Below are 20,651 nucleotides of genomic sequence, written 5' to 3'. Positions count from 1 at the left end.
TATAAAATCATCCCTTCCATTGGTGTATTAGAGTTTTTTAATTTCTATAGAAGATGACAATTCTTCATCGTATAGTACGAAGTTAACCCGTAAGTTCGATTAGAACTTACGGGTTGTTCAGTTTCTAATGAGATTAGTATATTTCCCTTATCAAAAAGCAAAATATATAGTATCAAAAACAGGAGGAGAAATATGACTGAATCATTACTGCTGGAGTATGGGGGAGTTATATTAATTCTTATTGCATTAGAAGGAGTTTTATCTGCAGATAATGCTCTTGTACTTGCTATTATGGTTAAACATTTACCTGAAGATGATAGAAAAAAGGCTTTATTTTATGGATTATTCGGAGCATTCATATTTCGATTTGGGTCATTATTTTTAATTTCATTTCTTGTGAATGTATGGCAGATGCAAGCGATTGGTGCAATTTATTTATTGTTTCTCTCTGCTAGAAGTTTGGTTAAAGTATATCGAAAAAAGAAGTGGCAAAGAGAAAAGTACGGAGAGCACGAAAAAAAGATTGAAGAAAATACTCCAAAAAAGAAAAGTGGTTTTTGGCTAACAGTTCTGAAAGTAGAGGTTACAGATACTGCATTTGCGATTGATTCGATTTTAGCAGCAGTGGCCCTTACACTGACAATTACACCCTTGAATAAAGGAATGATAGGTGGCCTTGACGCAGGGAGATTTTTCGTTATTTTAACTGGTGGAATGATTGGTTTAATTATTATGCGATTTGCAGCTACTTATTTCGTGAAGATATTGCGTGAAAGACCAGGTCTTGAAACGGCAGCTTTTATGATTGTTGGGTGGGTCGGTGTGAAACTTATTATTTCAACGCTAGCACATCCTATGGTTGGAATAATTAATAAGGATTTTCCCCAATCGGTTACGTGGAAAGCTATTTTTTATATCGTATTAATTGCGATTGGCGTTTCTGGTTGGTTTTTATCTCCCGATTCATCTGAAACATAATTTTTTAAATATAGAATTATGAATAAACAGGAGTGAGAATCCTTATCATTTGAAGGGGAGTCTGTTACAATAAAAGCGTAGCTATTATATTTTCAAGGGGATGAAAACATGGAGTACAGAATTGAAAGAGATACATTAGGAGAAATGAAAGTTCCAGCTGATAAATTATGGGCAGCGCAAACACAACGCAGTAAAGAAAACTTTCCGATTGGAACGGAGTATATGCCGATTGAAATTGTACAAGCATTTGCAATTTTAAAGAAAAGTGCTGCGATTAGTAACCAGAAACTAGGGAAGTTATCAGAAGAAAAAGCGCAGGCGATTGTAGAAGCAGCGGATGAAATCCTAGCAGGAAAATGGAATGAACATTTCCCGCTTGTTGTATGGCAAACAGGTAGCGGTACACAATCAAATATGAATGTGAATGAGGTAATCGCAAACCGGGGGAATCAAATTTTAAAGGGAAAAGGGCTTGATGTACATATTCATCCAAATGATGATGTAAACATGTCTCAAAGTTCAAATGATACATTCCCGACAGCACTTCACGTTGCATGTGTGATTGCGGTGGAAAACCAAGTGTTACCGGCAATTACAAAATTAAAAGTAACATTAGAGAAAAAAGCAAATGAGTTTCAAAATATTATTAAAATTGGTCGTACGCATCTGCAAGATGCAACGCCTTTAACGCTAGGACAGGAAATTAGCGGTTGGCATCGTATGCTTGAAAAAACAGAGCGTATGATTGCGGATAGCAATACATATATGAAAGAACTTGCGATTGGTGGTACTGCAGTTGGAACAGGAATTAATGCTCATCCTAAATTTGGTGAGATGGTCGCAGAGGAAATTAGTCAGTTTACAGGAAAACAATTCGTGTCTGCACCGAATAAGTTTCATGCATTAACGAGTCATGATGAAGTTGTGTTTGCACATGGTGCATTAAAAGCATTAGCAGCTGATTTAATGAAGATTGCTAATGATGTACGTTGGCTTGCGAGCGGTCCACGTAGTGGTCTCGGTGAAATTATTATTCCTGCGAATGAGCCAGGAAGCTCTATTATGCCAGGTAAAGTAAATCCAACGCAAAGTGAAGCATTAACAATGGTTGCAGCGCAAGTTATGGGAAATGACGCAACAATTGGATTTGCGGCGAGCCAAGGTAACTTTGAGTTAAACGTATTTAAGCCAGTAATTGCATATAACTTCTTACAATCTGCTCGTTTATTAGCTGATGCAACAGTTTCGTTCAATGATAAATGTGCGGTTGGTATCGAAGCAAATAAAGAAGTGATTAACCAAAATGTAAATCGTTCTTTAATGCTTGTTACAGCATTAAATCCACATATTGGCTATGAAAATGCAGCGAAAATTGCTAAACATGCTCATAAAGAGGGATTAGCGTTAAAAGAAGCAGCATTACAATCAGGATTATTAACGGAAGAACAGTTTGATGAAATTGTAGATCCGAAGAAAATGATTGCGCCGAAAGAATAATTTTAATTCATAATGGAGAGAGAGCCAGGTTCTAATTTTAGAATCTTGGCTCTTTTTTCATGGTAAAATATTTGAAATGAAAGGCAGGTGAGGAGAATGAAATACGCCATTTCTACACTAGCGGTGCTGATTACATTTATCGTATTACAATTGTTACCAAGAACTATATTCACATACTTTTACATGCAGGATTCACGGGATTGGACGAGCGTTGCAACAATAACTCCAGCAGTATCTGCTAATCACTTCTTTGATGTTGACTACATACAATTATTCTTCGTTTTTTTATCTTTCATCGTAGGATTTGTTACACTTAAATTTATTGAGAGAAGGAAAAGAGTTTAGATTAAAAGTAAATCCGGTAATTGGAGCTACAAGATAATGCTTATGGGCTATGAAAAAAGGTCTATGTTAGTGAAATCATGGATCTTTAATGATTTTCATGAACGAGTAAATTTGAAAATCTTATTAGCAGCCCTAGAATAACCGCCCGCGTTACGAAATGATTGACTAATTTTTTTCGTATTGTTCTTATAAATAGGATTCCTTAACACTTCACTAACAGCTTCTTTGATATCCTCCACCGATAGTTGTTGAATATTTAACATAGCTCCTGCACCAAGTTCTTTCACTCGTTCAGCAATCGTATGTTGATCATTTATGATAGGAAGCATAACTAAGGGTACTTCAAAATAAAGTGATTCACTGGTGCTATTCATTCCACAATGGCAAATAAAGACATTAGTTTGGCGAAGTACATCTAATTGAGGAACATAGTTACGAACAATAAAATTATCGGGTATATTCTTTAGCTGCTCTGCTTTTAATTGTTTGCCTATACTAAGCACCACTTTAACCTTTAAATCTTTTAAAGCGGTAAAGCACTTTTGATAGAAGTCTGGCTGGTTGTTCATTATCGTTCCCATAGAAATGTAAATCACATGTGTGTCTTTTAATAGATTCATTGGAAAATCGTTTGCAGTTTCATTTTTAGTAATGGAAGGTCCGACAAAAATATAGTTATTCTTAAAAGCGCTGCTATTCCTTTGGAAATAGGAAGAAGTGAAGACGATATTTAAATCTCCTGAACCAGGACAAAGTAAGAAGTTGTAAGATAATGGAAGTTCGTATTTGTTTTCTAAATATTGTTTGCGTTTGGCGATTTCTTCTAATTGTAAAAATGCTTTTAGCATGGTCAAACGCTCTTGTTTTTGTTCCATATCATCTATTCCTGTCAGGGACATATTTATTTTTGGGTCTTGTGAATATGCAAAAGTGGTCCAAGTTGCAATAGATAATAATTTGTTTTGGTGGGCAATCCATTTTCCAGGTAAAGACTGTGCATCGTATATAATATAATCATACGTTTCGTTGGAAATTTCTTCTAGGATGGAGTCGGTGATCATTTCCATTGCATTTAGAAATTGCAATAAATATTCTTGAGGCTGGGAAGCCATAAGACCCATACTTTCTGCAAGCTTTCTGTGTGCCTTTTGATCAACGGGACGGAACTGGGCACCGGCTTTTTTGATTTTTTCTTCAAAATGATTGGATGAATAATAGGTGATATGTTCTCCTCGTTTTACTAAATCATTTACTAATCCAAGTGTTGGATTTACATGTCCTTCTCCACCAATGTTGATGTAAAGCGCTTTTTTCATCTTTATCCCTCCAGTAAATATAGTTTGATACATACCTTAGCAAAGAGAATACAAGTTTTATCAGTAATGATTCCTATAGCAGTGCGAAGTACAAAATATGATGATTGTCATAATAAAATCTCTATTTTTTGTGGATGTATATTATATTTTCAGATGAATAACGTCGGATTAAAAAGTAAACATATTTATCTTTTGTTCGGATTATAACAAACTATTTTTGGATTTGTCTATAAAAACAAAAATATTTTGTGTGGGGGTATAGATTGCACTTATATGGAGCGGATTGAATAGAGAGGAAGCAGTAATGTTATCTTGAGAAACAGATAGATAAGAAATAAGAGGGAGTTTCATTTATCCTGCTATTTGCGGGCAGTAAAACCTTCATCTCAAAATTCGGCGAAAGCAAAGAAGTTAGGCTGGGGATTAACTGTCCGTAAAAGTCGGATTGGTGAGGGATAATACTCAGTGGGAGATGAAGAAAAACTCAACTGCTTTTCACTTTGAATGGTTGTGAATATTCGAATAGATCTCGAGGGGATTGGAACCAACTAACGAATAAAAAAGAAATCATAAAAGTAAGTAAGATCTTGATAGATGTTGTGGTGAAACAGTAATCTGTTGCTTTTGATCATGATATAGAAATGAACATGAAGCGTAAATAAGGCGATATAATGGGCGTAAAAAAACAAAAATCTTTTCACGGATTTTTGTTTTTTTATTAACTATAAAATTCCTTTCAGTTCACATTGTATACAAACGTTTTTAAATTTGTTTATAAAATAAGCAAACGTAATGTTGAAATGTTTGTGAAGTTTATGATAATATGATAAAGTGGATAAACGATATCGTAATTTGTTTAGGTTAATAATAAACTTTTTGGAGGATTGTTTAGTATGAGTGATATTTCAGAGAAGTTTTGGGATGCTTCCGTTGAAGAACTGAAAAAAGGATATGTATTTGAAGAGGATACAGAAGAATACATTTGCTTAGCTTGCGGAGAAACTTTTATAAAAGGTGTTATTTATCAAGATCATAATGTTTTATATGAAGCAGAGAAATTTGCACAGCTGCATATTGAAAAGGAACATACATCTATGTTCGCATATTTATTAAGTCTGGATAAGAAGTTTACAGGTTTAACAGATTTACAAAAGAAAATGGTGCAGTTTTTTTATATGGGTTTAAATGATAAAGAAATTGTGAAAGAGATGGATGGAGGCAGTACATCGACAATTCGTAATCATCGATTTACATTACGGGAGAAGATGAAACAGGCTAAGGTGTTTTTAACGCTGATGGAATTGTCGGAAGAAAAATCAAAAGTGCAGTCTAAATTTTTACCGATTCACCGCACAGCTACAATGGTGGATGACAGATATAACATTACGGAAGAAGAGAATGATGAAGTGTTGAAATTGCATTTTACCGAAGGATTAAATGGGCCGCTTGTTAAATTTCCGAAGAAACAAAAGCGTAAACTTATCATATTGAGACATTTAGTGAAAAAGTTTGATAGTAGTGAGAAGTATACAGAAAAAGAAGTGAATCAAATTTTAGAAAGTGTGTATCCGGATTTTGTAACCTTGAGAAGGTATTTAATTGAATATGGTTTTCTAGATCGAACAGCTGATGGAAGTAAATATTGGGTTAAATTATAAGAAAAAGACAAAAGAAAGGAGAAATGAATTTTGAAATCACCTACAGATAACACCCAAGAAGGTGTAGAATCACAAAATCATGAGAAGGAAAAGAAACCGATATGGAAATCAATGTCCATGTTCTTAGTTCCTTTACTTTTAAGTAATGTATTACAATCAGTTGGACAATTGTTTGGGATGGTAGTGGTAGGACGATGGCTCGGTGTGAATGATTTAGCTGCCATTTCTGCATTCTTTCCATTGTTCTTTCTACTTGTTTCATTTGTAATTGGAATTGGCTCTGGTAGTTCAATTTTGATTGGGCAAGCGTTTGGTGCTCGTAATGAAGAGCGTTTAAAAGCAATCGTTGGTACAACATTGACCTTTACATTTGTTATTGGAGTCATTTTAGCGATAGTTGGAAGTATATTCGCAATGGACATTATGCGCCTTATGGGTACACCAGAAAACATTATTGATATGAGTGTTCACTATGCACGTATCTTATTTATTTCAATGCCGGTCTTATTCTTATATTTTGCATATACAACATTTATGCGAGGTACAGGAGATTCCAAAACGCCATTTTACTTTTTAATTGTTAGTACAGTATTGAACATGATATTGTTGCCTGTTCTTATTTTTGGTTGGTTAGGATTGCCAGAACTTGATGTTTATGGAGCAGCTTATGCTTCTGTTATATCAACGATTATAACGTTTGTTGTAATGCTTATTTATTTAAAGAAGAAAAATCATCCATTGCAATTGGATGGGGCAGTACGAAAATATCTTCGGATGGATTGGGAATTATTAAAGTTATTACTACGTCTTGGTATTCCAGCAAGTATTAATATGATATTAGTTTCGTTATCTGAGATTGCAGTCATTGCATTTGTAAATCGCTTCGGTTCTGATGCGACCGCAGCCTATGGAGTCGTGAACCAAGTGGCAAGTTATGTACAAATGCCAGCAGTGAGTCTTGGAATTACAGTATCCATTTTTGCTGCACAATCCATTGGTGCGAATCAATTTGATCGATTACAGAAAGTTGTTCGGGCAGGTATTGTGATGAATTATATCATCGGCGGGGTATTAATTGCTCTTATTTATTTGTTCTCAAGAGAAATTTTATCATTGTTCTTAACAAGTCCAAATACAATCGAAATTGCTCATAGTTTAGTGATGATTACATTATGGAGTTATTTAATTTTCGGTCATGCGCAAATTATTGGTGCGACAATGCGAGCAAGTGGAACCGTACTATGGCCGACTATTATCGGTGTTGTATCAATTTGGCTTGTAGAAGTTCCTGTTGCCTATTACCTTTCGTATCATACAAGTCTTGGTATAAAGGGTATATGGATTGGATATCCAGCAGCATTTATTGTGAGTTTACTTTTACAATATGGGTATTATAAACTTTCATGGCAGAAGAAACGGATTACGCGACTTGTTAGTTAGATTGAAAGTAAATAAAAATGTTCCTAAGCTTGAAAGCTTAGGGACATTTTTATTTTGTATGAGTACAACTCATAAATAACTTTTCAAAGTTACATCAAAATGGTGTCTTATGAGTTTTCCATCATTCATATAGAATTCCCAAGCTTTCTCTGGATCTCCGATAATCTCAAAGGAATTTTCTGTTATATATAAAGCACAATTATCCTCTAAAGCAATTCCATCTATATCACATGCATGATTTTGTAAGAATAGATGGAAAGCAGTTGCTCTATCTGGCTGATTGTAATGGGGACAGAAGTGTTTGTTTACCATATTCCAGCCATCGCTTTCTATATAGCCATCTCCTTTATAATTAGAACGGAAGCCGGTTGTAAACCAGCACATAGCACCAGAGCTATATCCTGCAATGAATGTTCCATTGTGTAGGGCTGCTATTAACTTTTCATCTATTTTGTTTTCTTTCCACTTTTCAAGCATATTGATATAATTTCCTCCGCCTAGATAGATGAAATCAGCAAAATGAATCATTTCACTTATTGTATCTTCGCTATAGCTTTCTTTTATGCAACATAGAATGTGAACATCACACCCTAACTGCTTTTCAAATGTTTCTCTAAATTCTTTTATATAACCTTCATCATCATTGCTTGCTGTTGGGATAAACAATACTCTTGGAGATTGTTTCCCAGTTAGTTCTATAAGTCGTTGATTTATATGGAAATGATCTGTCTGTTCGAGATAACCTCCGCCAATTACAGCTAACTTCATAATGAAGCACCACCTAATAGATTTTTATTATTGATAAAATTTCGCTACAGGAGAGTGGCTTTCCTTCTGCAACAAAAGATGAAAAGTAAAAAGTATGAATGAATAAAGGAAAGGTGTGTGATATACCGAAGTTAAATAAAAAGTGAACTCGATAATGGGAGGAAAAATAGTGAAAAAATTAATTGTAATTATACTAGCTGGAGCACTTATTTGGGCTGGAGTTAACTTTTATAATTCCAAGCAAGAAGAAAAAGAACGGAAAGCAAAACAAGCAGCACTGCAAGAGAAAGAAGTATTACCTCAAGTAGGATTTAAGGCGCCGAAAATCACACTAAAAGGATTAGACGGAAAGCTTTATTCATTAAATGATGCAAAAGGAAAACCGTATGTTATCAATTTCTGGGCGTCATGGTGTGGACCATGTGAAATGGAAGCGCCGGACTTAGTTCGTCTTTACGATAAATATAAAGGTGAAATCGAAATTTTTGCGGTGAATGCAACGATTGGAGATGCAGTACAAGAAGCAAAGGCGTTTGCAGATCGTTTTGGATTTAAGTTCCCAATTTTATTAGATATGGATGGGGTGGCGGGACTTGATTATAAAATTGTTTCACTGCCAACAACGTTTTTTGTTGATAAAGATGGGATTATTGTAGATCAAGCGCGTGGAGTATTACCTCCGGATCAGTTGGAAAAGAAATTCAAACAATTAATTGAGAAGTAAGAGGGGGATAAAGGTTACAAAGCTTCTCATAGGGATAGGAAATGGAAGTGGGTGATTTCCAATGATATCATTTTTCACTATTTCATGTGCTACTATATTTATAGAGATTAGCATTATTCATATGTATTGGGAGTTTATTGTGAGAAGATTCCTTCTTTTTTGTTTTCTCTCTCTTTACAACTATCATTTAGAGGAGTATATTAACAATCAGAATAGCTCAATGTAGATTTTACAGCCAAATAATAAATCGCTTAATCCACTTCAGGAGCGGGGGAACCAAATTTGTGCATTGTCACTAGGGGTGAATCCTTTTATAGGTAGGGCTACTCTCAAGGCCCGAATCCGACAGCTAACCTCGTCAGCGTTTTGAGAGGGGGGCTTGTGTGTGTAAAAAACACTAGGTGCAACCTGGTGTTTTCTTTTTATTCTCTTGATGGTAAAATATAACATTTGTTTTTGAGTGTAATGGAAACAGAGAGGGGAAAGAGGATGAACTGGCTTACAAGTCTAATTACAATTGGCCTATTCGTAATTGTTGCAAAACCGATGGGAGACTATATATACAATGCTTTTCAGCGTAAGGAACCATTTCAAAAGGTATTTGGCCCACTGGAAAACATCTTATTTAAAATTGCTGGGATTAAAGGGCATAGTCAGACTTGGAAACAATATATGTTTTGCTTAATGAGCACAAATTTTTTCTGTATCTTGGTTGTATATTCGATATTTCGATTACAAGGGATTCTTCCATTAAACCCGAATCACTTTTTAGGATTAGAACCAACATTAGCATTTCATACAGCAATTACATTTATGACGAATGCGAATTTACAACACTATGGGGGAGAAAGTAGTTTATCATATTTCTCTCAAATGGTAGGTGTGACATTTATGATGTTTGCGGCACCTGCAACTTCATTGTCAATTGGTATTACGTTTATTCGTGTACTAGCGGGGAAAAGAATAGGAAACTTCTTTGTTGATTTTGTACAAGCAATTACAAGAGTATTATTGCCAATTTCATTTGTGGCATCATTGATATTTGTGGTTTTAGGGACACCGCAAACACTGGATCCAACAATTGTTGTGAAAACGTTGGAAGGAACGGCACAAGAAATTCCTCGTGGACCGGTAGCGTCTTTGCTTTCTATTAAAGAACTTGGTGACAATGGAGGAGGTTTTTTGGGAACAGTTTCTGCGCATCCTTTTGAAAATCCCAATATGATAAGTAACGTGCTACAAATGATGTTACAAATGTTAATTCCGATGGCTTTTCCATTTGTATACGGAAGAATGGTTGGCAATCGGAAACAAGGTAGAATGTTTTTTATATCAATGTTCATTCTTTTGATTATCGGATTTTGTACGCTTGCTATATCTGAATTGAAGGGGAATCCATTGTTAAATCAATTAGGGATAGAAAGTTCACAAGGAAATATGGAAGGGAAAGAAACTCGTCTTGGCGTCATCTCTTCTGCTTTATATGCAACTGTTACAAGTGCCTCTGGAACAGGTGGTGTTAATACAACACATGATATCCATATTAATAACTAACCATAATTAGATATGGCTAGTTATTTTTTTTAGAAAAAACTTTCTCAATATGCTTTTTGATATAAAGAGAATCTATGTTCGTATTTTTTGTGGTAAAATATTCTGTAAATAAACTGTGAGTTTGTATATAATCGGAAGTTTGTTGATAAGGGGTGAAAGTATGCGTTTTCATAAAGAAATCTGTGATATCATTGAAGATAGAGAAGATTTAAATTTAACAATTGTGGCCGAAAAAATTGGTGTATCCAAACAATATATATCTAAATTTAAAAACAAAGGAACAATTGGCTTTTGTCAGCTTGTGAAATTATCGCATGTTCTAAGTGATGAAAATAAAACATCTAAAGAAACTATGGACGAGTGGTGCTTAAAATTAGATACGGTAGAATCAATAAAACAAAGCTTTGAATATGCATGTGTAACGCGAAATGTTGAACTTTTAAACAAACTGATTTTAAAACATGAAAATGAAACTGGCACAGTACATGAATATGTATCAGTATATAGAATTTTATATCAATACATTATCGGGGAAGTGCATGGAACAGAAATAATTAATCAACTTAAGAAAGTAGGACAACCTAAAGATAAAATTTTAAATATTCTTATGGATATTATGAAGTGTTACAATTATTTTCACTTAAAGAAATATAATCTAATGTTAGAGCTAATACAAGAGATTGAAGAACAAGTTGAAGCTGTAGACGGTGATAGGAAATCTTACATTAAAGAGTGCTATATATACAGGGTTGCAGAAATATTTGCTCCTGTATATTTACATTATAATCATGTGGAATTAGCTAGAAAATTTGCTAATGTGATTATTGAAGCTAATATTAGTGCGAAAACCATTTCAGATGCTTTGTACATATTAGGAATGTCTTATTTAAGAGTGGAGAAATATAAGAGTCTTCAATATTTTGAAGATAGTTATGAAATTTTCAAAACTGTAAAAGATGAAGAATATGAAAAAGAAGTTCGATATAATTTGGATCTTGCTAAGATATATTTTGAAGAGACTTTAGAATTTGATTCCGATCCGATTTTAATACAGTTTCAAAACAAACGAGATGAACAAAGCCTTAATTTGCTTCAGAGTTCATTATATGATGGGACGGAAGAGGATTTTTTGGTATACTATAAAGGAGTTGTGAACGAATCTCCGACTGGAATTTATGAATGTTTTCAAAAGTTTCTTTTACAATCAAATTATTTTTTTACTAGCTTAGTTGCTAAAGAAATTTATAAAAGAGGAGACCGTTCGGAGCTTATTAAGTCGATGGTGGATTTTAAGGGTGATATAGGGAAGGGAGTGTTTTGTAGTGAAAAAGATAATTTCTACAATCTTAGTTGCATTAACAGTATTCACAGTAATAAGCGGATTTACAGGAATGGATCAAGGGAGCTACAAACAAAATAATACTATAATGTATCAAGACACAATCAAACCTGGTGGTTGAAATTGATAATATTTAAAAAGGCCGAGAATATTCTCGGTCTTTTTCTTTTAGGTAACCAAAAATGAAAAAAGAAAAGATTATATACTTTTCAAAATTTTCCCTAGAGGAAATGTTATTATAAGTAAAAAGAAGCGTAAGGGGATGTAAATATTGAAAAAAGAAGAAATTTTGGGAAAATTCATTCAATACTTGGGGGAAAGTTTTGAGGATGAAAAGCAAATAGATACATATATTGAAGCGCTTTTTGAAAAAGAGGAATAAAAAATAACAATGTCATTTAAATCGCATTGCTATTTTTTAATTCGCTTATTAAGTTGTTCAAAGCTTTCTGTGATTGATTGCATTTGTTTGAATACCATTTCTTGTTGTTCTTCTGGTAACTGGTCGATTCTTAATTTTAATTCTTTATATTTACGATCTAACATCTCGTCTAATTGAGGGTTGTCGGATCTTCCTAGTAGATAGTCAACAGTAACATTAAAATAATCTGCAATTCGTTGAAGGGTTTCGCGAGAAGGTGATTTCAATCCTGTTTCGAATTTAGAAACGCTTGCACCGTTCACACCTATCTCTTTTCCAAGTTCATCTTGTTTTAATTTTCGTTCCTTTCTTAAAGAACGAATCCGATCCTTCAGTTCCATTAAATCACCTCCGTGGACAAGCTCCCTAATCTAAGGTAATTATATTATTTCCTATCGGGAAAATCAAACCAAAAAAAATTCCTTTTGGGATAATTTTTTTGAAAAAACACTTGAATTTTCCCTTAGGGAATATTATTATAAGAGCAACAGCTATTGAAAGGAGATAATTAATGAATAACAGTACAACGAAAACTAACTTAAAAAAGGCATTTGAAGAATCAGGATATACTTATGAAGAACTAGCTAAACTGTTAGGCATTTCATATAGTTATTGTTACAAGGTTATAAATAACGAGAAATATAAAAAGAATATCTATTATAACCTAGCAGCTAAAATTGCATTAGTTTTAGAAAAAGATGTTACAGATTTGTTCAGGGAGCAAGTCGAATTTTTTTAAATATTAATATTCCCTTAGGGAATATTAAGGGGGAAGGGAAATGTCAAAAAGAACAATCAATGGATTCATTATTGAAGAAGTGTACGGTCACCGGAAAATTGAGGATGTATTTAAAGAAGCATACGAAAATCACTTTGGAGTAAAAGTGAAGGTGACTTGTAAAGCACAGAAAAACATTAGTGATTCAACAAATTTAAGAAGGAGTGCAACAGCATGATGGAGGATACTGGTTCATTAGCAATATTCGGGCTGTTAATCGTTGCTTGTATTTGGATAATTTATATCACTTATGAACCGATTCAAAGATGGGCATGGAGTGATATAGAGCAAAAGAAAAAGACCCACGGCCATGGGTCCTTTAGAAAAAAACACTTGTCATAAGTATATCACGGAAAGTGAGTAAGTAGTACATGCAACTGACTTTAGTTCCTTATCAAGTACTGTTACCTCGGAAATTTTTGGAGCAATCAAAAAATGAAAAAGAGTTAAATCAAATGATTAGAAAATATTTAAGTGTTAGTTATCCCAATTACAAAATACAGAAAATTATTCAAGATGGTGAATCGTACATGGCGATTTGCGAAAGGGAGTGACTGGTTTGAACAACGTAGTTTTACAAATAGGACAGATGAACTTCCGTGGAAATGTCATAGATCATGGTTGGTTTAAAACGATAACACTAGACAACGGAAAACCCAATATGGTTGCGATTTCCATATTAGGAGAGGTTGTTTATTGGTACAAGCCTACAGAAGTAAGAGATGAGCATTCAAATAACGTGAGGTACAAACAAAAGTTTAAAGCGGATACACTTCAAAAAAGCTATCAGCAATTTGCAGATTCATTCGGCTTTACAAAAAGACAAGTGAAAGACGCATGTGATTATTTGAAGGATAGAGGGCTGGTTCATATTGAGTTTCGCACAGTGTTTGTAAATGGAACTAGATGTAACAATGTAATGTTCATAGAACCTGTTCCTGAAGAAATACAAAAAATATCAGTTTTATATTGGGAGAACGGCACCCCTCCTACGTTAGAACGTAATAGGCTATTACAACCAAATGTACCACCCTCTTACTATAAAACGGAAGAGTCTCCTACGTTAAAACGTAAGACAAATACAGATATTACTACAAAGATTACTACAAAGAATGTAAGTAGTAGTAATGTCTTCTCATTCTATGAAAATAATTTCGGGATTTTAAACCCATTCGTAGCCGATAGTATTACCCAATGGGCAAACGATACAAGCGAAGAACTTGTACAAGCAGCCATGGAACGGGCATTGAAACAACAGAAAAAATGGAACTATGCTGAGGGCATTTTAAAACAGTGGGTTAATAAAAATATTCGTACATTAGCAGATGTTCATGCGTTAGAAACTGAGTTTAAAAACAAAGGTAAAAAAGGAGAGAAAAAAAATGCAAGCAATCAAAAAGATAGTAGCTTCATCGAAAAATACGACTTCAAAAAACGCTAGTCAAAGATATGTATTGTCTCCTAATAGATGTAAGAACGTCTTTTTAGTAGGAAAAGACAATTTTAAAGATGTTTGCAGCAAACGTATGTTGATAGATAAAGAAACAAATGAAGAATTTTGTCCACAATGTAGATCGGTAGAAAACGAAGATCAGAACTTAGCTAAAGAGACACTAGCCATAAAAAAGAAAAATGAAATCATTTATTTATATGATTCATTTGCTGATAACAGTTTAATAAATGACAAGCTTAAAAAAGCTACATTTGAAAATTATGTACCACCTAAAAAGGAATTAGCTGATGCGAAAGAAACAATCATGAATTTCGTCGCTTCATTTAATAAAGAAGAACCAACAAGCATGATTATAACCGGCGATTATGGAGTAGGGAAAAGTCATTTGTGTGTGGCAGCCACTAAAGAACTTATGAAAAAGGGTCACAGTGCAATGTTCATTCAAATGAATAAGCTATTTACCAAAATCAAATCAACTTGGAATAAAAACAGTGAAATGACAGAGGACAAGCTTATGTCCCTTCTAGCAAAAGTTGATGTCTTGATTATCGATGACTTCGGAGCGGAATTCACGGAGAAAGATAAAGAAGGGGTTACATGGAAACAAACAAAAACAAATGAAATCGTTGATAGTCGTATAGGTAAGAGTACTTTGTTTACTACAAATTTTACTATCGATGAATTAGCAGGAATGTATGGAGAACGTGATTTTAGTCGGATGATGGAAAACGCCGAAATGTTAGAAATGCATGGGGATAATTATAGATTACGCAATTTTAAAAAGGGGGAATAACAATGTGTGCATTATGCAACGGTACGGGAATTATTCGTAAAGAAACTTATCCAGGTGTAATTGAAACAAATGGTTGTAATTGTGAAGTGGCGATACAACAGCAAGAAGCAAACCAAAAACGTTGGGAAGCATGGTTAGTACAGTTTGAAGAAATGGCAAAGGCAATAGAATCCAAAAGAAATCAAAAAGCTAGTTAATAAGGGGGATTAATTAAATGAAGAATACGGGGATCGTGAGAAAAGTGGACGAGCTTGGTCGTGTAGTTATTCCAATTGAAATGCGTAGAACATTAGGTATTGTTGAAGGTTCACCAATGGAGTTTCATGTTGATAATCAGGACATTGTTTTAAGAAAACATGAGAAAGCTTGCCTAGTAACAGGCGAGCTTTCTGAAGACAATGTAGAACTTTTAGGTGGACGGATTGCTCTTAGTCGAGAAGGAGCGGAGGTTGTAATGGATCTCATTCTTCAAAAAGGCAAAGAAAAGGGGTGGCTTGGTAAATGATTCTACAATTCAAGTTCAAAGTGTCTACTATTTTTGATACTTGGCCATGCGAGGAAATTATTGTTGCTAGTACGGAGAAGAAAGCAAAGTATGAGTATTTCCTAAAACTTAAAGATAAGTTTGTCACAATGAATGTTCATGAATTTACGAAGTTTGTAAGATGTGAAAATTTAGGATTAACAGATATTAATCCATCTTTGAGAGAAGAAGAACAATTTAAGCGTATGTGTAAAAAACGAGGAATACCATTTGCTTATATCGGAATGAAAGTACAGGTCCTGGGACGAATGGGAAAAATCATTGGGAACTGTAAAAGTAACTTATTAGTTGTATTTGATGGAGATATGGAAATATACAACTGTGATCCAAGATTTGAAATAGCATACTTCAATAAAAGTGGACGGATTATTAAAGATATAAGAAAAGGTGTGTATGCAGTTTAGTTTTATAGATTACTAACTTAAAAAGGGGCGTAGATGGATATGGCTAAGCAATTGAATATTTTCGATGTGGAGCCGGAAATTATGCAGTTTGATGTCAGTAAAGCAAAAGTGAAACGAGGAACAGGAAAGGTTACATATACAGATGTACGCGTGTTGATTCCTCGTAATGCAAAAAGTACAGATGAATTGCCTCGTAAAACAAGCCCAAGTGAATCGTATGAAATATTTGAAGAGCATGCTATTGGTATTTGGCGTTACCAGCGTGCACGAGACAAATCTTTCAATTGGGAATCGGCGGAAGAATTGTGCAAGGCAGCCAGGGATCATAAAGAAGTCGTTCCAGTAAGGATATATCTAGGTAGTGGATTTAAACCTAATGTTATTGAGTACATGAAGTGAACAAAGGGAGATGCGTTTATGAAAGTAGAGATCGATACTTCTAATAATAAAATCTATGTTGTAAAAGATGGCCGTGTGATAGCAGTAGAACCACCAGCTAGCGGATTTGGTGAACAAGTTGCTGTTTGGCAGAACGGAAAAGTAGACCGTGTGGATACTAAGTTTACTGAAAAGATAAAATAATCATTTTTAGAAGGTAGGTTCGCTTATGAGCGTATCAAGAAATCATGAAGCGATGAAGGAATCACGTTTGAAAATATACATCGCTTTAGAAGAAGCTAACTTCATTTGGGATGAGCGAGACATTATACGCTTTCGGGATATGTGGAAGCAAAATATGAGTTTGCCAGAAATGGCTAAGGCATTAAGAAGGCATCAATCGGAAGTTGCGCTTCTTGTTATAGACCAAGCTGATAAGTATATGATTGAAAATCGTCCAATGGGATTAGGGATTTGTTAAAGAGAGGGGAAATCAAAATGAAAGCAATGGAAAATGGAGTGTTTGAAGCTACTAAATTAATCAGTAAATCAAAGGAAGGACAAGCTGAAATGAATATCAATCAAATTTGTGAATTAGATCAATATCAAGAAGCAACATTACGTACATGGAATACAAATAACGATTTCGGTGGGCGTGTTTCAAATGCAGCATTAGGACTTACGGGAGAAGCTGGCGAGGTTGCTGATCTAGTCAAAAAAGCAATTTATCATGGGCATGGATTTCAGCCGGCTCATTGCCCAGGAGAAGAGAACGGAAATGTTCATAAACTAGCTTTAGAACTTGGAGACATTATGTACTACGTAGGGATTATGGCACACGAAATGGGATATACCTTACAAGATATTGCTGAAATGAATATTGCAAAATTAGCTGAAAGATACCCGGATGGATTTAGTAGAGAAGCTAGTCAAAAACGTGTCGATGTAAAGTAAGACCAAATTTGAATTTTGTATAAAAGTGAGGGGTAAAAGTGGAATTAAAAGAGACTAATCACAACTATTATAGTTCGGGTAATAACTTTTATGTAGGTAATAGAAACGGTGAAAATTTCGGGAGGTACGAAGCTGAAACATGGGAACAATTTAAGGATGATTGGTTTATAGGAGATAATGAGATTGATCATGATTACAACCATTGTTTCAGGTTCGATATCAAAGCTAAATGGGATTTTGAAGCGGAAAAAGAAATAGATGGAGAATTTTCATTATGGTTATTCTTTATACTGCAAAGAAAAGGAATTTACAGACCTGTTTTTATAAAAACCATTACAGAAAAAGATTTGCCTGAAATTGAATCATATTTAAAAGAGTGTTGGAGTTATCTACAAAATCAATGGGGAGAAATCATATAAAAGCGTTATTTGAATAGAAAAGGATGAGCGGATTGAAATCTGAAGAAATTAAAAAATTTATTACTGATTTGGAACGAAGAAAATCAGGCTTAAAACGGATCCAGAATGGCTTTTCTAGAATTCATAGTGAAGAATATCGTGATGGCGTTAATAAACAAATAGTCATTTTGGAACAAGTAGTTATGAGATTGAATTGGATTATGAGATATGAAAGTAATTAGTATAAAAATTTCATTTTGTAGAAAAGGGGAATGGATATGAAATACGGAGTTTATTTAGATGGAGAAGTAATGGAAACTCACGAAGACTATTTTAAAGCTTGTGAAGAGGCACAACAGTTAACGAGAGATACAGGTGCAGTTCATTGGGCGATGCCAATTAAAGAAGAAGTTAAGTGGAGTGAGCAAAGAGTCAAAGCATATATGCGATATGTAGAAAATAACGAAAAACAAATTATGAAACTAGAAAGCAATTATATAAACGCGCAAAAAACACTAAGAGGAATTTTAGAACGTATTGAAAGTGAAAAGCGAAGCAAGGAGAACTCACAAAAAGAATTGTACGTTCATGGCGGTTGGATGTTATATGACGGTGAATGGGTTGAGGTGGACAAGCGCGATAAAAGAGCAGCTAGCAAAAGCTAACTGCTCAGCTCCAATTGGGGGTTGGAGAAATATCATGTTGTCTACAGTATTGACAAAAGATTGAGTTTTATTCAGGGAGGAATGATGAAAATGGAACAAATTTTAAAGATTGTGGAACATCAAGAAGAAGTACGTTGGTCCAGCATGAGTGGTTACGCGATTACGACAAACGAACAGGTAATAAAGCTATTAATTGACGATGAACAATCTTGCTGTGAAAACTTTGGTTACTTTATGTCAGAAGATGACTTCAATGATTTTATAGGAGCAGAACTTATTGATGTAAAAATAACTGATACAGAATTAAAAGAGGGTCTTCTTGAAAAACATGATTTGGATATAGAAAGTGAGTATTTCGAAGGTGACGTGATGTTTGTTGATATTGTCACATCTAAAGGAACTCTCCAGTTTATCGCTTACAACGAACATAATGGATATTACGGTCATGAGGCTAAAGTTATTTCAAAACAAATTAATCATGATGAAGTGCTATAAAATAATCCTTTTGTCGAAAAAACGGCTCTATATAATAAGGGGATTTGACGTTTAAATCTTTTTCGAATGTTATAGGTCTTGTGGGCATTATAATGTCTAAAAACGTGTAATAACACTGTATAAAATGATTCATCGGTTTTGAGGTGAAATTAAAGGGGGAAAAACGATGAAAAAGCGTAAAAAACGAAAAATAAAGAAAGCAATCGCTCGTAGAGCTAAGTTATTTGAAAAACATCGTATCGATACTGCTTGGAGAAACATTTTTATACAAGCTGGTATTTTGAAATGAAAAAGAAAAAGCAACCCGTTTGGGGACGAGTCGCTTTTTCAGATGGCAATGATACATTTATTATAACAAGTTTAATGTATCAGCTGGATGAATAAAAAACGAAATTATTAGACAAAATTCGAGTTGAGAAATGCATATAGTCCGGCTAGAAAACTAGAGGACACCAATTTTTTAGAACAGCAACTATAGCTGTTTTAAGAAATGGTGTCCTTTTTATTTTGAAAAGGGAGATGGGGAAAATTAAAGCATTAAAAGACCAATTACGTGAGTGGAAAAAACAAGCAAATCAAACAAAAAAGAAAAAGAAGAAAAAACGAAAAGAAAAATTAACTACACGTGATATTGAGGATTTAATGGGGATTCATGGACCACGTTATGAACGTAGACGTGGAGCATTAAGACAGAAGTAATTAATAAATAAGGAGGAATTCAGTATGAATAAGCAATTATCATTCAAAATGCCGATTGTAGATGGAAAGAAAACGAAAAAAGAAGTTGAAAAAGTAATGGAAGATTATCGTATGTATTTAGCAACAATGCCAAGCGATATTTTACCAAAGGTTACACCAGCATATTCTATTGTTCCTCCATCAGTTACAAATGAATTTAATAGTTCTACAGAGAACATCGCGATTGAGAGAGTAGAATACGAGCAAGAAAGACATGAATTTATGGATTGGGTTCACGCTGCGGTAAATCGTTTGAGAGATGACGAAAGGAAAATTATTATCAAGTTCTTTATGGAAGATGTACCAGGTTATGATCTAGATATCTGGTTGGAACTTGGAATAGGGAAAACAAAATATTACGAGATCAAAGGTCAAGCTATATTGCGTTTAGCTTTTAACTTAAAAAAAGAAGTATATAAAAAGAAACATAAACAAAAAGAGGTGCAGAGTGTATGAATCTTGTTCAACCAATTCGAGATAAAGAAGCGATTCAAGAAATAAAAGAATATTTCAAGGAACAGAATGAACGTAATTACATTCTGTTCCTTCTTGGTATTAATACTGGGTTACGTATTTCAGACATCTTACGTTTGCGAGTTCGAGATGTAGAAGGATGGAGTATCTTTATTCGCGAAAAGAAAACAAAGAAAGTAAAAGAAGTACAGATGCCATCTGAATTAAAGAAAGCATTACGAGAATATTCAAAAGGAAAGCATAAGAATGAATTCCTTATCAAAAGTAGGAATGGAAAGAATAAGCCTATAACTAGATCAATGGCATATGTCATATTGAATCAAGCTGCGCAAAAGTTTGGGTTAGAACGTATTGGGACTCATTCGCTTCGGAAAACGTATGGTTATCATCATTATAAACAGTTTAAAGATGTAGTGGTGTTACAACGGATGTTAAATCATACAGACCAAAAAGAAACGTTGAGATACATTGGTATTGAACAAGATACATTAAATGATTATCAAAAGAAATTCAAAATCTAAGACTATATATTTTTTT

At 34.2% G+C, this 20,651-nt stretch carries 30 protein-coding genes, 1 pseudogene and 1 riboswitch; of the genes and pseudogenes, 28 read left to right on the top strand and 3 right to left on the bottom strand.

The window, feature by feature from the left end; genetic code table 11:
- Window positions 1-192: 192 nt before the first annotated feature.
- From MHH71_RS07210 to MHH71_RS07200, 3 genes are all read left to right on the top strand, one after another.
- Window positions 193-978 carry a TerC family protein gene (locus MHH71_RS07210; protein WP_003206694.1) on the top strand — a complete coding sequence of 262 codons (786 nt, stop codon included), beginning with the start codon at window positions 193-195 and terminating at the stop codon, window positions 976-978.
- A gap of 108 nt (window positions 979-1,086) precedes the next feature.
- Window positions 1,087-2,475: a class II fumarate hydratase gene (gene fumC, locus MHH71_RS07205; protein WP_006094398.1), complete on the top strand. Its 1,389-nt coding sequence runs from the start codon at window positions 1,087-1,089 to the stop codon at window positions 2,473-2,475.
- A gap of 96 nt (window positions 2,476-2,571) precedes the next feature.
- Entirely contained in the window at window positions 2,572-2,820 is a 249-nt protein-coding gene (locus MHH71_RS07200; protein ID WP_018764369.1) for a hypothetical protein, read from the top strand.
- Between the two features lie 95 nt (window positions 2,821-2,915).
- Here the strand turns inward: MHH71_RS07200 and MHH71_RS07195 are convergent, their stop codons facing one another.
- Entirely contained in the window at window positions 2,916-4,136 is a 1,221-nt protein-coding gene (locus MHH71_RS07195) for a macrolide family glycosyltransferase (RefSeq protein ID WP_033798790.1), read from the bottom strand.
- A gap of 893 nt (window positions 4,137-5,029) precedes the next feature.
- On the opposite strand from MHH71_RS07195, the gene MHH71_RS07190 reads away from it, so the two are divergent.
- Together MHH71_RS07190 and MHH71_RS07185 are read left to right on the top strand one after the other, a co-directional pair.
- The gene (locus MHH71_RS07190) at window positions 5,030-5,794 is read left to right on the top strand and encodes a DUF2087 domain-containing protein (RefSeq protein WP_006094400.1); all 765 of its coding nucleotides are present in this window, start codon (window positions 5,030-5,032) and stop codon (window positions 5,792-5,794) included.
- A 30-nt stretch (window positions 5,795-5,824) separates the two neighbouring features.
- The gene (locus tag MHH71_RS07185; protein WP_006094401.1) at window positions 5,825-7,234 is read left to right on the top strand and encodes an MATE family efflux transporter; all 1,410 of its coding nucleotides are present in this window, start codon (window positions 5,825-5,827) and stop codon (window positions 7,232-7,234) included.
- Between the two features lie 69 nt (window positions 7,235-7,303).
- Here the strand turns inward: MHH71_RS07185 and MHH71_RS07180 are convergent, their stop codons facing one another.
- A complete protein-coding gene (locus MHH71_RS07180) occupies window positions 7,304-8,002 on the bottom strand; it encodes a Type 1 glutamine amidotransferase-like domain-containing protein (RefSeq protein ID WP_003196629.1) in 699 nt (232 codons plus the stop codon).
- Between the two features lie 169 nt (window positions 8,003-8,171).
- Between MHH71_RS07180 and MHH71_RS07175 the strand changes: the two genes are divergently transcribed.
- From MHH71_RS07175 to MHH71_RS07165, 3 genes and pseudogenes are all read left to right on the top strand, one after another.
- Window positions 8,172-8,726 carry a TlpA family protein disulfide reductase gene (locus MHH71_RS07175; RefSeq protein ID WP_033798791.1) on the top strand — a complete coding sequence of 185 codons (555 nt, stop codon included), beginning with the start codon at window positions 8,172-8,174 and terminating at the stop codon, window positions 8,724-8,726.
- Window positions 8,727-8,964: 238 nt separating this feature from the next.
- Window positions 8,965-9,106: riboswitch (cyclic di-AMP (ydaO/yuaA leader) on the top strand.
- Window positions 9,107-9,215: 109 nt separating this feature from the next.
- Window positions 9,216-10,262: pseudogene (locus MHH71_RS07170) on the top strand (potassium-transporting ATPase subunit KdpA); the annotation flags it as partial.
- 178 nt (window positions 10,263-10,440) lie between these two features.
- Window positions 10,441-11,700, top strand: a complete 1,260-nt coding sequence (locus tag MHH71_RS07165) for an AimR family lysis-lysogeny pheromone receptor (RefSeq protein ID WP_078211437.1) — start codon at window positions 10,441-10,443, stop codon at window positions 11,698-11,700.
- Window positions 11,701-12,030: 330 nt separating this feature from the next.
- On the opposite strand, the gene MHH71_RS07160 is transcribed toward MHH71_RS07165, so the two are convergent.
- Window positions 12,031-12,381 carry a helix-turn-helix domain-containing protein gene (locus tag MHH71_RS07160; RefSeq protein WP_078211439.1) on the bottom strand — a complete coding sequence of 117 codons (351 nt, stop codon included), beginning with the start codon at window positions 12,379-12,381 and terminating at the stop codon, window positions 12,031-12,033.
- Between the two features lie 170 nt (window positions 12,382-12,551).
- On the opposite strand from MHH71_RS07160, the gene MHH71_RS07155 reads away from it, so the two are divergent.
- The 20 genes from MHH71_RS07155 to MHH71_RS07060 all read left to right on the top strand — a co-directional run bounded on the left by MHH71_RS07155 (window position 12,552) and on the right by MHH71_RS07060 (window position 20,635).
- Window positions 12,552-12,779, top strand: coding sequence for a helix-turn-helix transcriptional regulator (locus MHH71_RS07155; protein WP_078211441.1), 228 nt, complete (start codon window positions 12,552-12,554; stop codon window positions 12,777-12,779).
- 40 nt (window positions 12,780-12,819) lie between these two features.
- Entirely contained in the window at window positions 12,820-12,996 is a 177-nt protein-coding gene (locus MHH71_RS07150) for a hypothetical protein (RefSeq protein ID WP_176134298.1), read from the top strand.
- Window positions 12,993-13,160: a hypothetical protein gene (locus MHH71_RS07145; protein ID WP_176134297.1), complete on the top strand. Its 168-nt coding sequence runs from the start codon at window positions 12,993-12,995 to the stop codon at window positions 13,158-13,160. The genes MHH71_RS07150 and MHH71_RS07145 overlap by 4 nt, the downstream gene beginning before the upstream one ends.
- Window positions 13,161-13,377: 217 nt before the next feature.
- Window positions 13,378-14,259: a DnaD domain-containing protein gene (locus MHH71_RS07140; protein WP_078211445.1), complete on the top strand. Its 882-nt coding sequence runs from the start codon at window positions 13,378-13,380 to the stop codon at window positions 14,257-14,259.
- Window positions 14,201-15,064: an ATP-binding protein gene (locus tag MHH71_RS07135; protein ID WP_078211447.1), complete on the top strand. Its 864-nt coding sequence runs from the start codon at window positions 14,201-14,203 to the stop codon at window positions 15,062-15,064. Before MHH71_RS07140 ends, MHH71_RS07135 begins: the two co-directional genes overlap by 59 nt.
- Before the next feature lie 2 nt (window positions 15,065-15,066).
- Window positions 15,067-15,261 (top strand): hypothetical protein, encoded by a 195-nt coding sequence (locus tag MHH71_RS07130; RefSeq protein ID WP_078211449.1) that lies wholly within the window; start codon window positions 15,067-15,069, stop codon window positions 15,259-15,261.
- Window positions 15,262-15,278: 17 nt separating this feature from the next.
- Window positions 15,279-15,569 carry an AbrB/MazE/SpoVT family DNA-binding domain-containing protein gene (locus MHH71_RS07125; protein WP_078211451.1) on the top strand — a complete coding sequence of 97 codons (291 nt, stop codon included), beginning with the start codon at window positions 15,279-15,281 and terminating at the stop codon, window positions 15,567-15,569.
- Entirely contained in the window at window positions 15,566-16,012 is a 447-nt protein-coding gene (locus MHH71_RS07120) for a hypothetical protein (RefSeq protein WP_078211453.1), read from the top strand. Before MHH71_RS07125 ends, MHH71_RS07120 begins: the two co-directional genes overlap by 4 nt.
- A gap of 39 nt (window positions 16,013-16,051) precedes the next feature.
- Complete coding sequence (locus tag MHH71_RS07115; protein WP_078211545.1) at window positions 16,052-16,411, top strand: cell division protein SepF; 360 nt, start codon at window positions 16,052-16,054, stop codon at window positions 16,409-16,411.
- Window positions 16,412-16,429: 18 nt separating this feature from the next.
- The gene (locus MHH71_RS07110) at window positions 16,430-16,594 is read left to right on the top strand and encodes a DUF3954 domain-containing protein (RefSeq protein WP_078211455.1); all 165 of its coding nucleotides are present in this window, start codon (window positions 16,430-16,432) and stop codon (window positions 16,592-16,594) included.
- A gap of 25 nt (window positions 16,595-16,619) precedes the next feature.
- The gene (locus tag MHH71_RS07105) at window positions 16,620-16,871 is read left to right on the top strand and encodes a helix-turn-helix domain containing protein (protein ID WP_078211457.1); all 252 of its coding nucleotides are present in this window, start codon (window positions 16,620-16,622) and stop codon (window positions 16,869-16,871) included.
- 17 nt (window positions 16,872-16,888) lie between these two features.
- A complete protein-coding gene (locus MHH71_RS07100) occupies window positions 16,889-17,344 on the top strand; it encodes a nucleoside triphosphate pyrophosphohydrolase family protein (protein ID WP_078211459.1) in 456 nt (151 codons plus the stop codon).
- Between the two features lie 38 nt (window positions 17,345-17,382).
- A complete protein-coding gene (locus MHH71_RS07095) occupies window positions 17,383-17,763 on the top strand; it encodes a hypothetical protein (RefSeq protein ID WP_078211461.1) in 381 nt (126 codons plus the stop codon).
- Between the two features lie 23 nt (window positions 17,764-17,786).
- A complete protein-coding gene (locus tag MHH71_RS07090) occupies window positions 17,787-17,984 on the top strand; it encodes a hypothetical protein (RefSeq protein WP_078211463.1) in 198 nt (65 codons plus the stop codon).
- Between the two features lie 36 nt (window positions 17,985-18,020).
- Complete coding sequence (locus MHH71_RS07085; protein WP_078211464.1) at window positions 18,021-18,407, top strand: hypothetical protein; 387 nt, start codon at window positions 18,021-18,023, stop codon at window positions 18,405-18,407.
- A 90-nt stretch (window positions 18,408-18,497) separates the two neighbouring features.
- Complete coding sequence (locus MHH71_RS07080) at window positions 18,498-18,902, top strand: DUF7448 domain-containing protein (RefSeq protein WP_078211466.1); 405 nt, start codon at window positions 18,498-18,500, stop codon at window positions 18,900-18,902.
- Window positions 18,903-19,068: 166 nt separating this feature from the next.
- Window positions 19,069-19,191 carry a DUF3983 domain-containing protein gene (locus MHH71_RS07075; RefSeq protein WP_078211468.1) on the top strand — a complete coding sequence of 41 codons (123 nt, stop codon included), beginning with the start codon at window positions 19,069-19,071 and terminating at the stop codon, window positions 19,189-19,191.
- Between the two features lie 230 nt (window positions 19,192-19,421).
- Entirely contained in the window at window positions 19,422-19,601 is a 180-nt protein-coding gene (locus MHH71_RS07070) for a hypothetical protein (RefSeq protein ID WP_139358560.1), read from the top strand.
- A 24-nt stretch (window positions 19,602-19,625) separates the two neighbouring features.
- Window positions 19,626-20,096 carry an ArpU family phage packaging/lysis transcriptional regulator gene (locus MHH71_RS07065; protein WP_078211470.1) on the top strand — a complete coding sequence of 157 codons (471 nt, stop codon included), beginning with the start codon at window positions 19,626-19,628 and terminating at the stop codon, window positions 20,094-20,096.
- Entirely contained in the window at window positions 20,093-20,635 is a 543-nt protein-coding gene (locus MHH71_RS07060) for a tyrosine-type recombinase/integrase (RefSeq protein ID WP_078211472.1), read from the top strand. The genes MHH71_RS07065 and MHH71_RS07060 overlap by 4 nt, the downstream gene beginning before the upstream one ends.
- The last annotated feature ends 16 nt before the right edge of the window (window positions 20,636-20,651 follow it).

This window comes from Bacillus sp. FSL H8-0534, assembly GCF_038005885.1.
Classification (GTDB): Bacteria; Bacillota; Bacilli; order Bacillales; family Bacillaceae_G; genus Bacillus_A; species Bacillus_A pseudomycoides.
Note: the sequence above shows the minus strand (reverse complement) of the source record. Positions and strands in the feature narration are given on the sequence as shown.

Coding starts and splice junctions, on each gene's coding strand:
- MHH71_RS07210 (WP_003206694.1), top strand. CDS start 193: ATGACTGAATCATTACTGCTGGAGTATGGGGGAGTTATATTAATTCTT.
- fumC (WP_006094398.1), top strand. CDS start 1,087: ATGGAGTACAGAATTGAAAGAGATACATTAGGAGAAATGAAAGTTCCA.
- MHH71_RS07200 (WP_018764369.1), top strand. CDS start 2,572: ATGAAATACGCCATTTCTACACTAGCGGTGCTGATTACATTTATCGTA.
- MHH71_RS07195 (WP_033798790.1), bottom strand. CDS start 4,136: ATGAAAAAAGCGCTTTACATCAACATTGGTGGAGAAGGACATGTAAAT.
- MHH71_RS07190 (WP_006094400.1), top strand. CDS start 5,030: ATGAGTGATATTTCAGAGAAGTTTTGGGATGCTTCCGTTGAAGAACTG.
- MHH71_RS07180 (WP_003196629.1), bottom strand. CDS start 8,002: ATGAAGTTAGCTGTAATTGGCGGAGGTTATCTCGAACAGACAGATCAT.
- MHH71_RS07165 (WP_078211437.1), top strand. CDS start 10,441: ATGCGTTTTCATAAAGAAATCTGTGATATCATTGAAGATAGAGAAGAT.
- MHH71_RS07160 (WP_078211439.1), bottom strand. CDS start 12,381: ATGGAACTGAAGGATCGGATTCGTTCTTTAAGAAAGGAACGAAAATTA.
- MHH71_RS07155 (WP_078211441.1), top strand. CDS start 12,552: ATGAATAACAGTACAACGAAAACTAACTTAAAAAAGGCATTTGAAGAA.
- MHH71_RS07150 (WP_176134298.1), top strand. CDS start 12,820: ATGTCAAAAAGAACAATCAATGGATTCATTATTGAAGAAGTGTACGGT.
- MHH71_RS07145 (WP_176134297.1), top strand. CDS start 12,993: ATGATGGAGGATACTGGTTCATTAGCAATATTCGGGCTGTTAATCGTT.
- MHH71_RS07135 (WP_078211447.1), top strand. CDS start 14,201: ATGCAAGCAATCAAAAAGATAGTAGCTTCATCGAAAAATACGACTTCA.
- MHH71_RS07130 (WP_078211449.1), top strand. CDS start 15,067: ATGTGTGCATTATGCAACGGTACGGGAATTATTCGTAAAGAAACTTAT.
- MHH71_RS07125 (WP_078211451.1), top strand. CDS start 15,279: ATGAAGAATACGGGGATCGTGAGAAAAGTGGACGAGCTTGGTCGTGTA.
- MHH71_RS07120 (WP_078211453.1), top strand. CDS start 15,566: ATGATTCTACAATTCAAGTTCAAAGTGTCTACTATTTTTGATACTTGG.
- MHH71_RS07115 (WP_078211545.1), top strand. CDS start 16,052: ATGGCTAAGCAATTGAATATTTTCGATGTGGAGCCGGAAATTATGCAG.
- MHH71_RS07110 (WP_078211455.1), top strand. CDS start 16,430: ATGAAAGTAGAGATCGATACTTCTAATAATAAAATCTATGTTGTAAAA.
- MHH71_RS07105 (WP_078211457.1), top strand. CDS start 16,620: ATGAGCGTATCAAGAAATCATGAAGCGATGAAGGAATCACGTTTGAAA.
- MHH71_RS07100 (WP_078211459.1), top strand. CDS start 16,889: ATGAAAGCAATGGAAAATGGAGTGTTTGAAGCTACTAAATTAATCAGT.
- MHH71_RS07090 (WP_078211463.1), top strand. CDS start 17,787: ATGAGCGGATTGAAATCTGAAGAAATTAAAAAATTTATTACTGATTTG.
- MHH71_RS07085 (WP_078211464.1), top strand. CDS start 18,021: ATGAAATACGGAGTTTATTTAGATGGAGAAGTAATGGAAACTCACGAA.
- MHH71_RS07080 (WP_078211466.1), top strand. CDS start 18,498: ATGGAACAAATTTTAAAGATTGTGGAACATCAAGAAGAAGTACGTTGG.
- MHH71_RS07075 (WP_078211468.1), top strand. CDS start 19,069: ATGAAAAAGCGTAAAAAACGAAAAATAAAGAAAGCAATCGCTCGTAGA.
- MHH71_RS07070 (WP_139358560.1), top strand. CDS start 19,422: ATGGGGAAAATTAAAGCATTAAAAGACCAATTACGTGAGTGGAAAAAA.
- MHH71_RS07065 (WP_078211470.1), top strand. CDS start 19,626: ATGAATAAGCAATTATCATTCAAAATGCCGATTGTAGATGGAAAGAAA.
- MHH71_RS07060 (WP_078211472.1), top strand. CDS start 20,093: ATGAATCTTGTTCAACCAATTCGAGATAAAGAAGCGATTCAAGAAATA.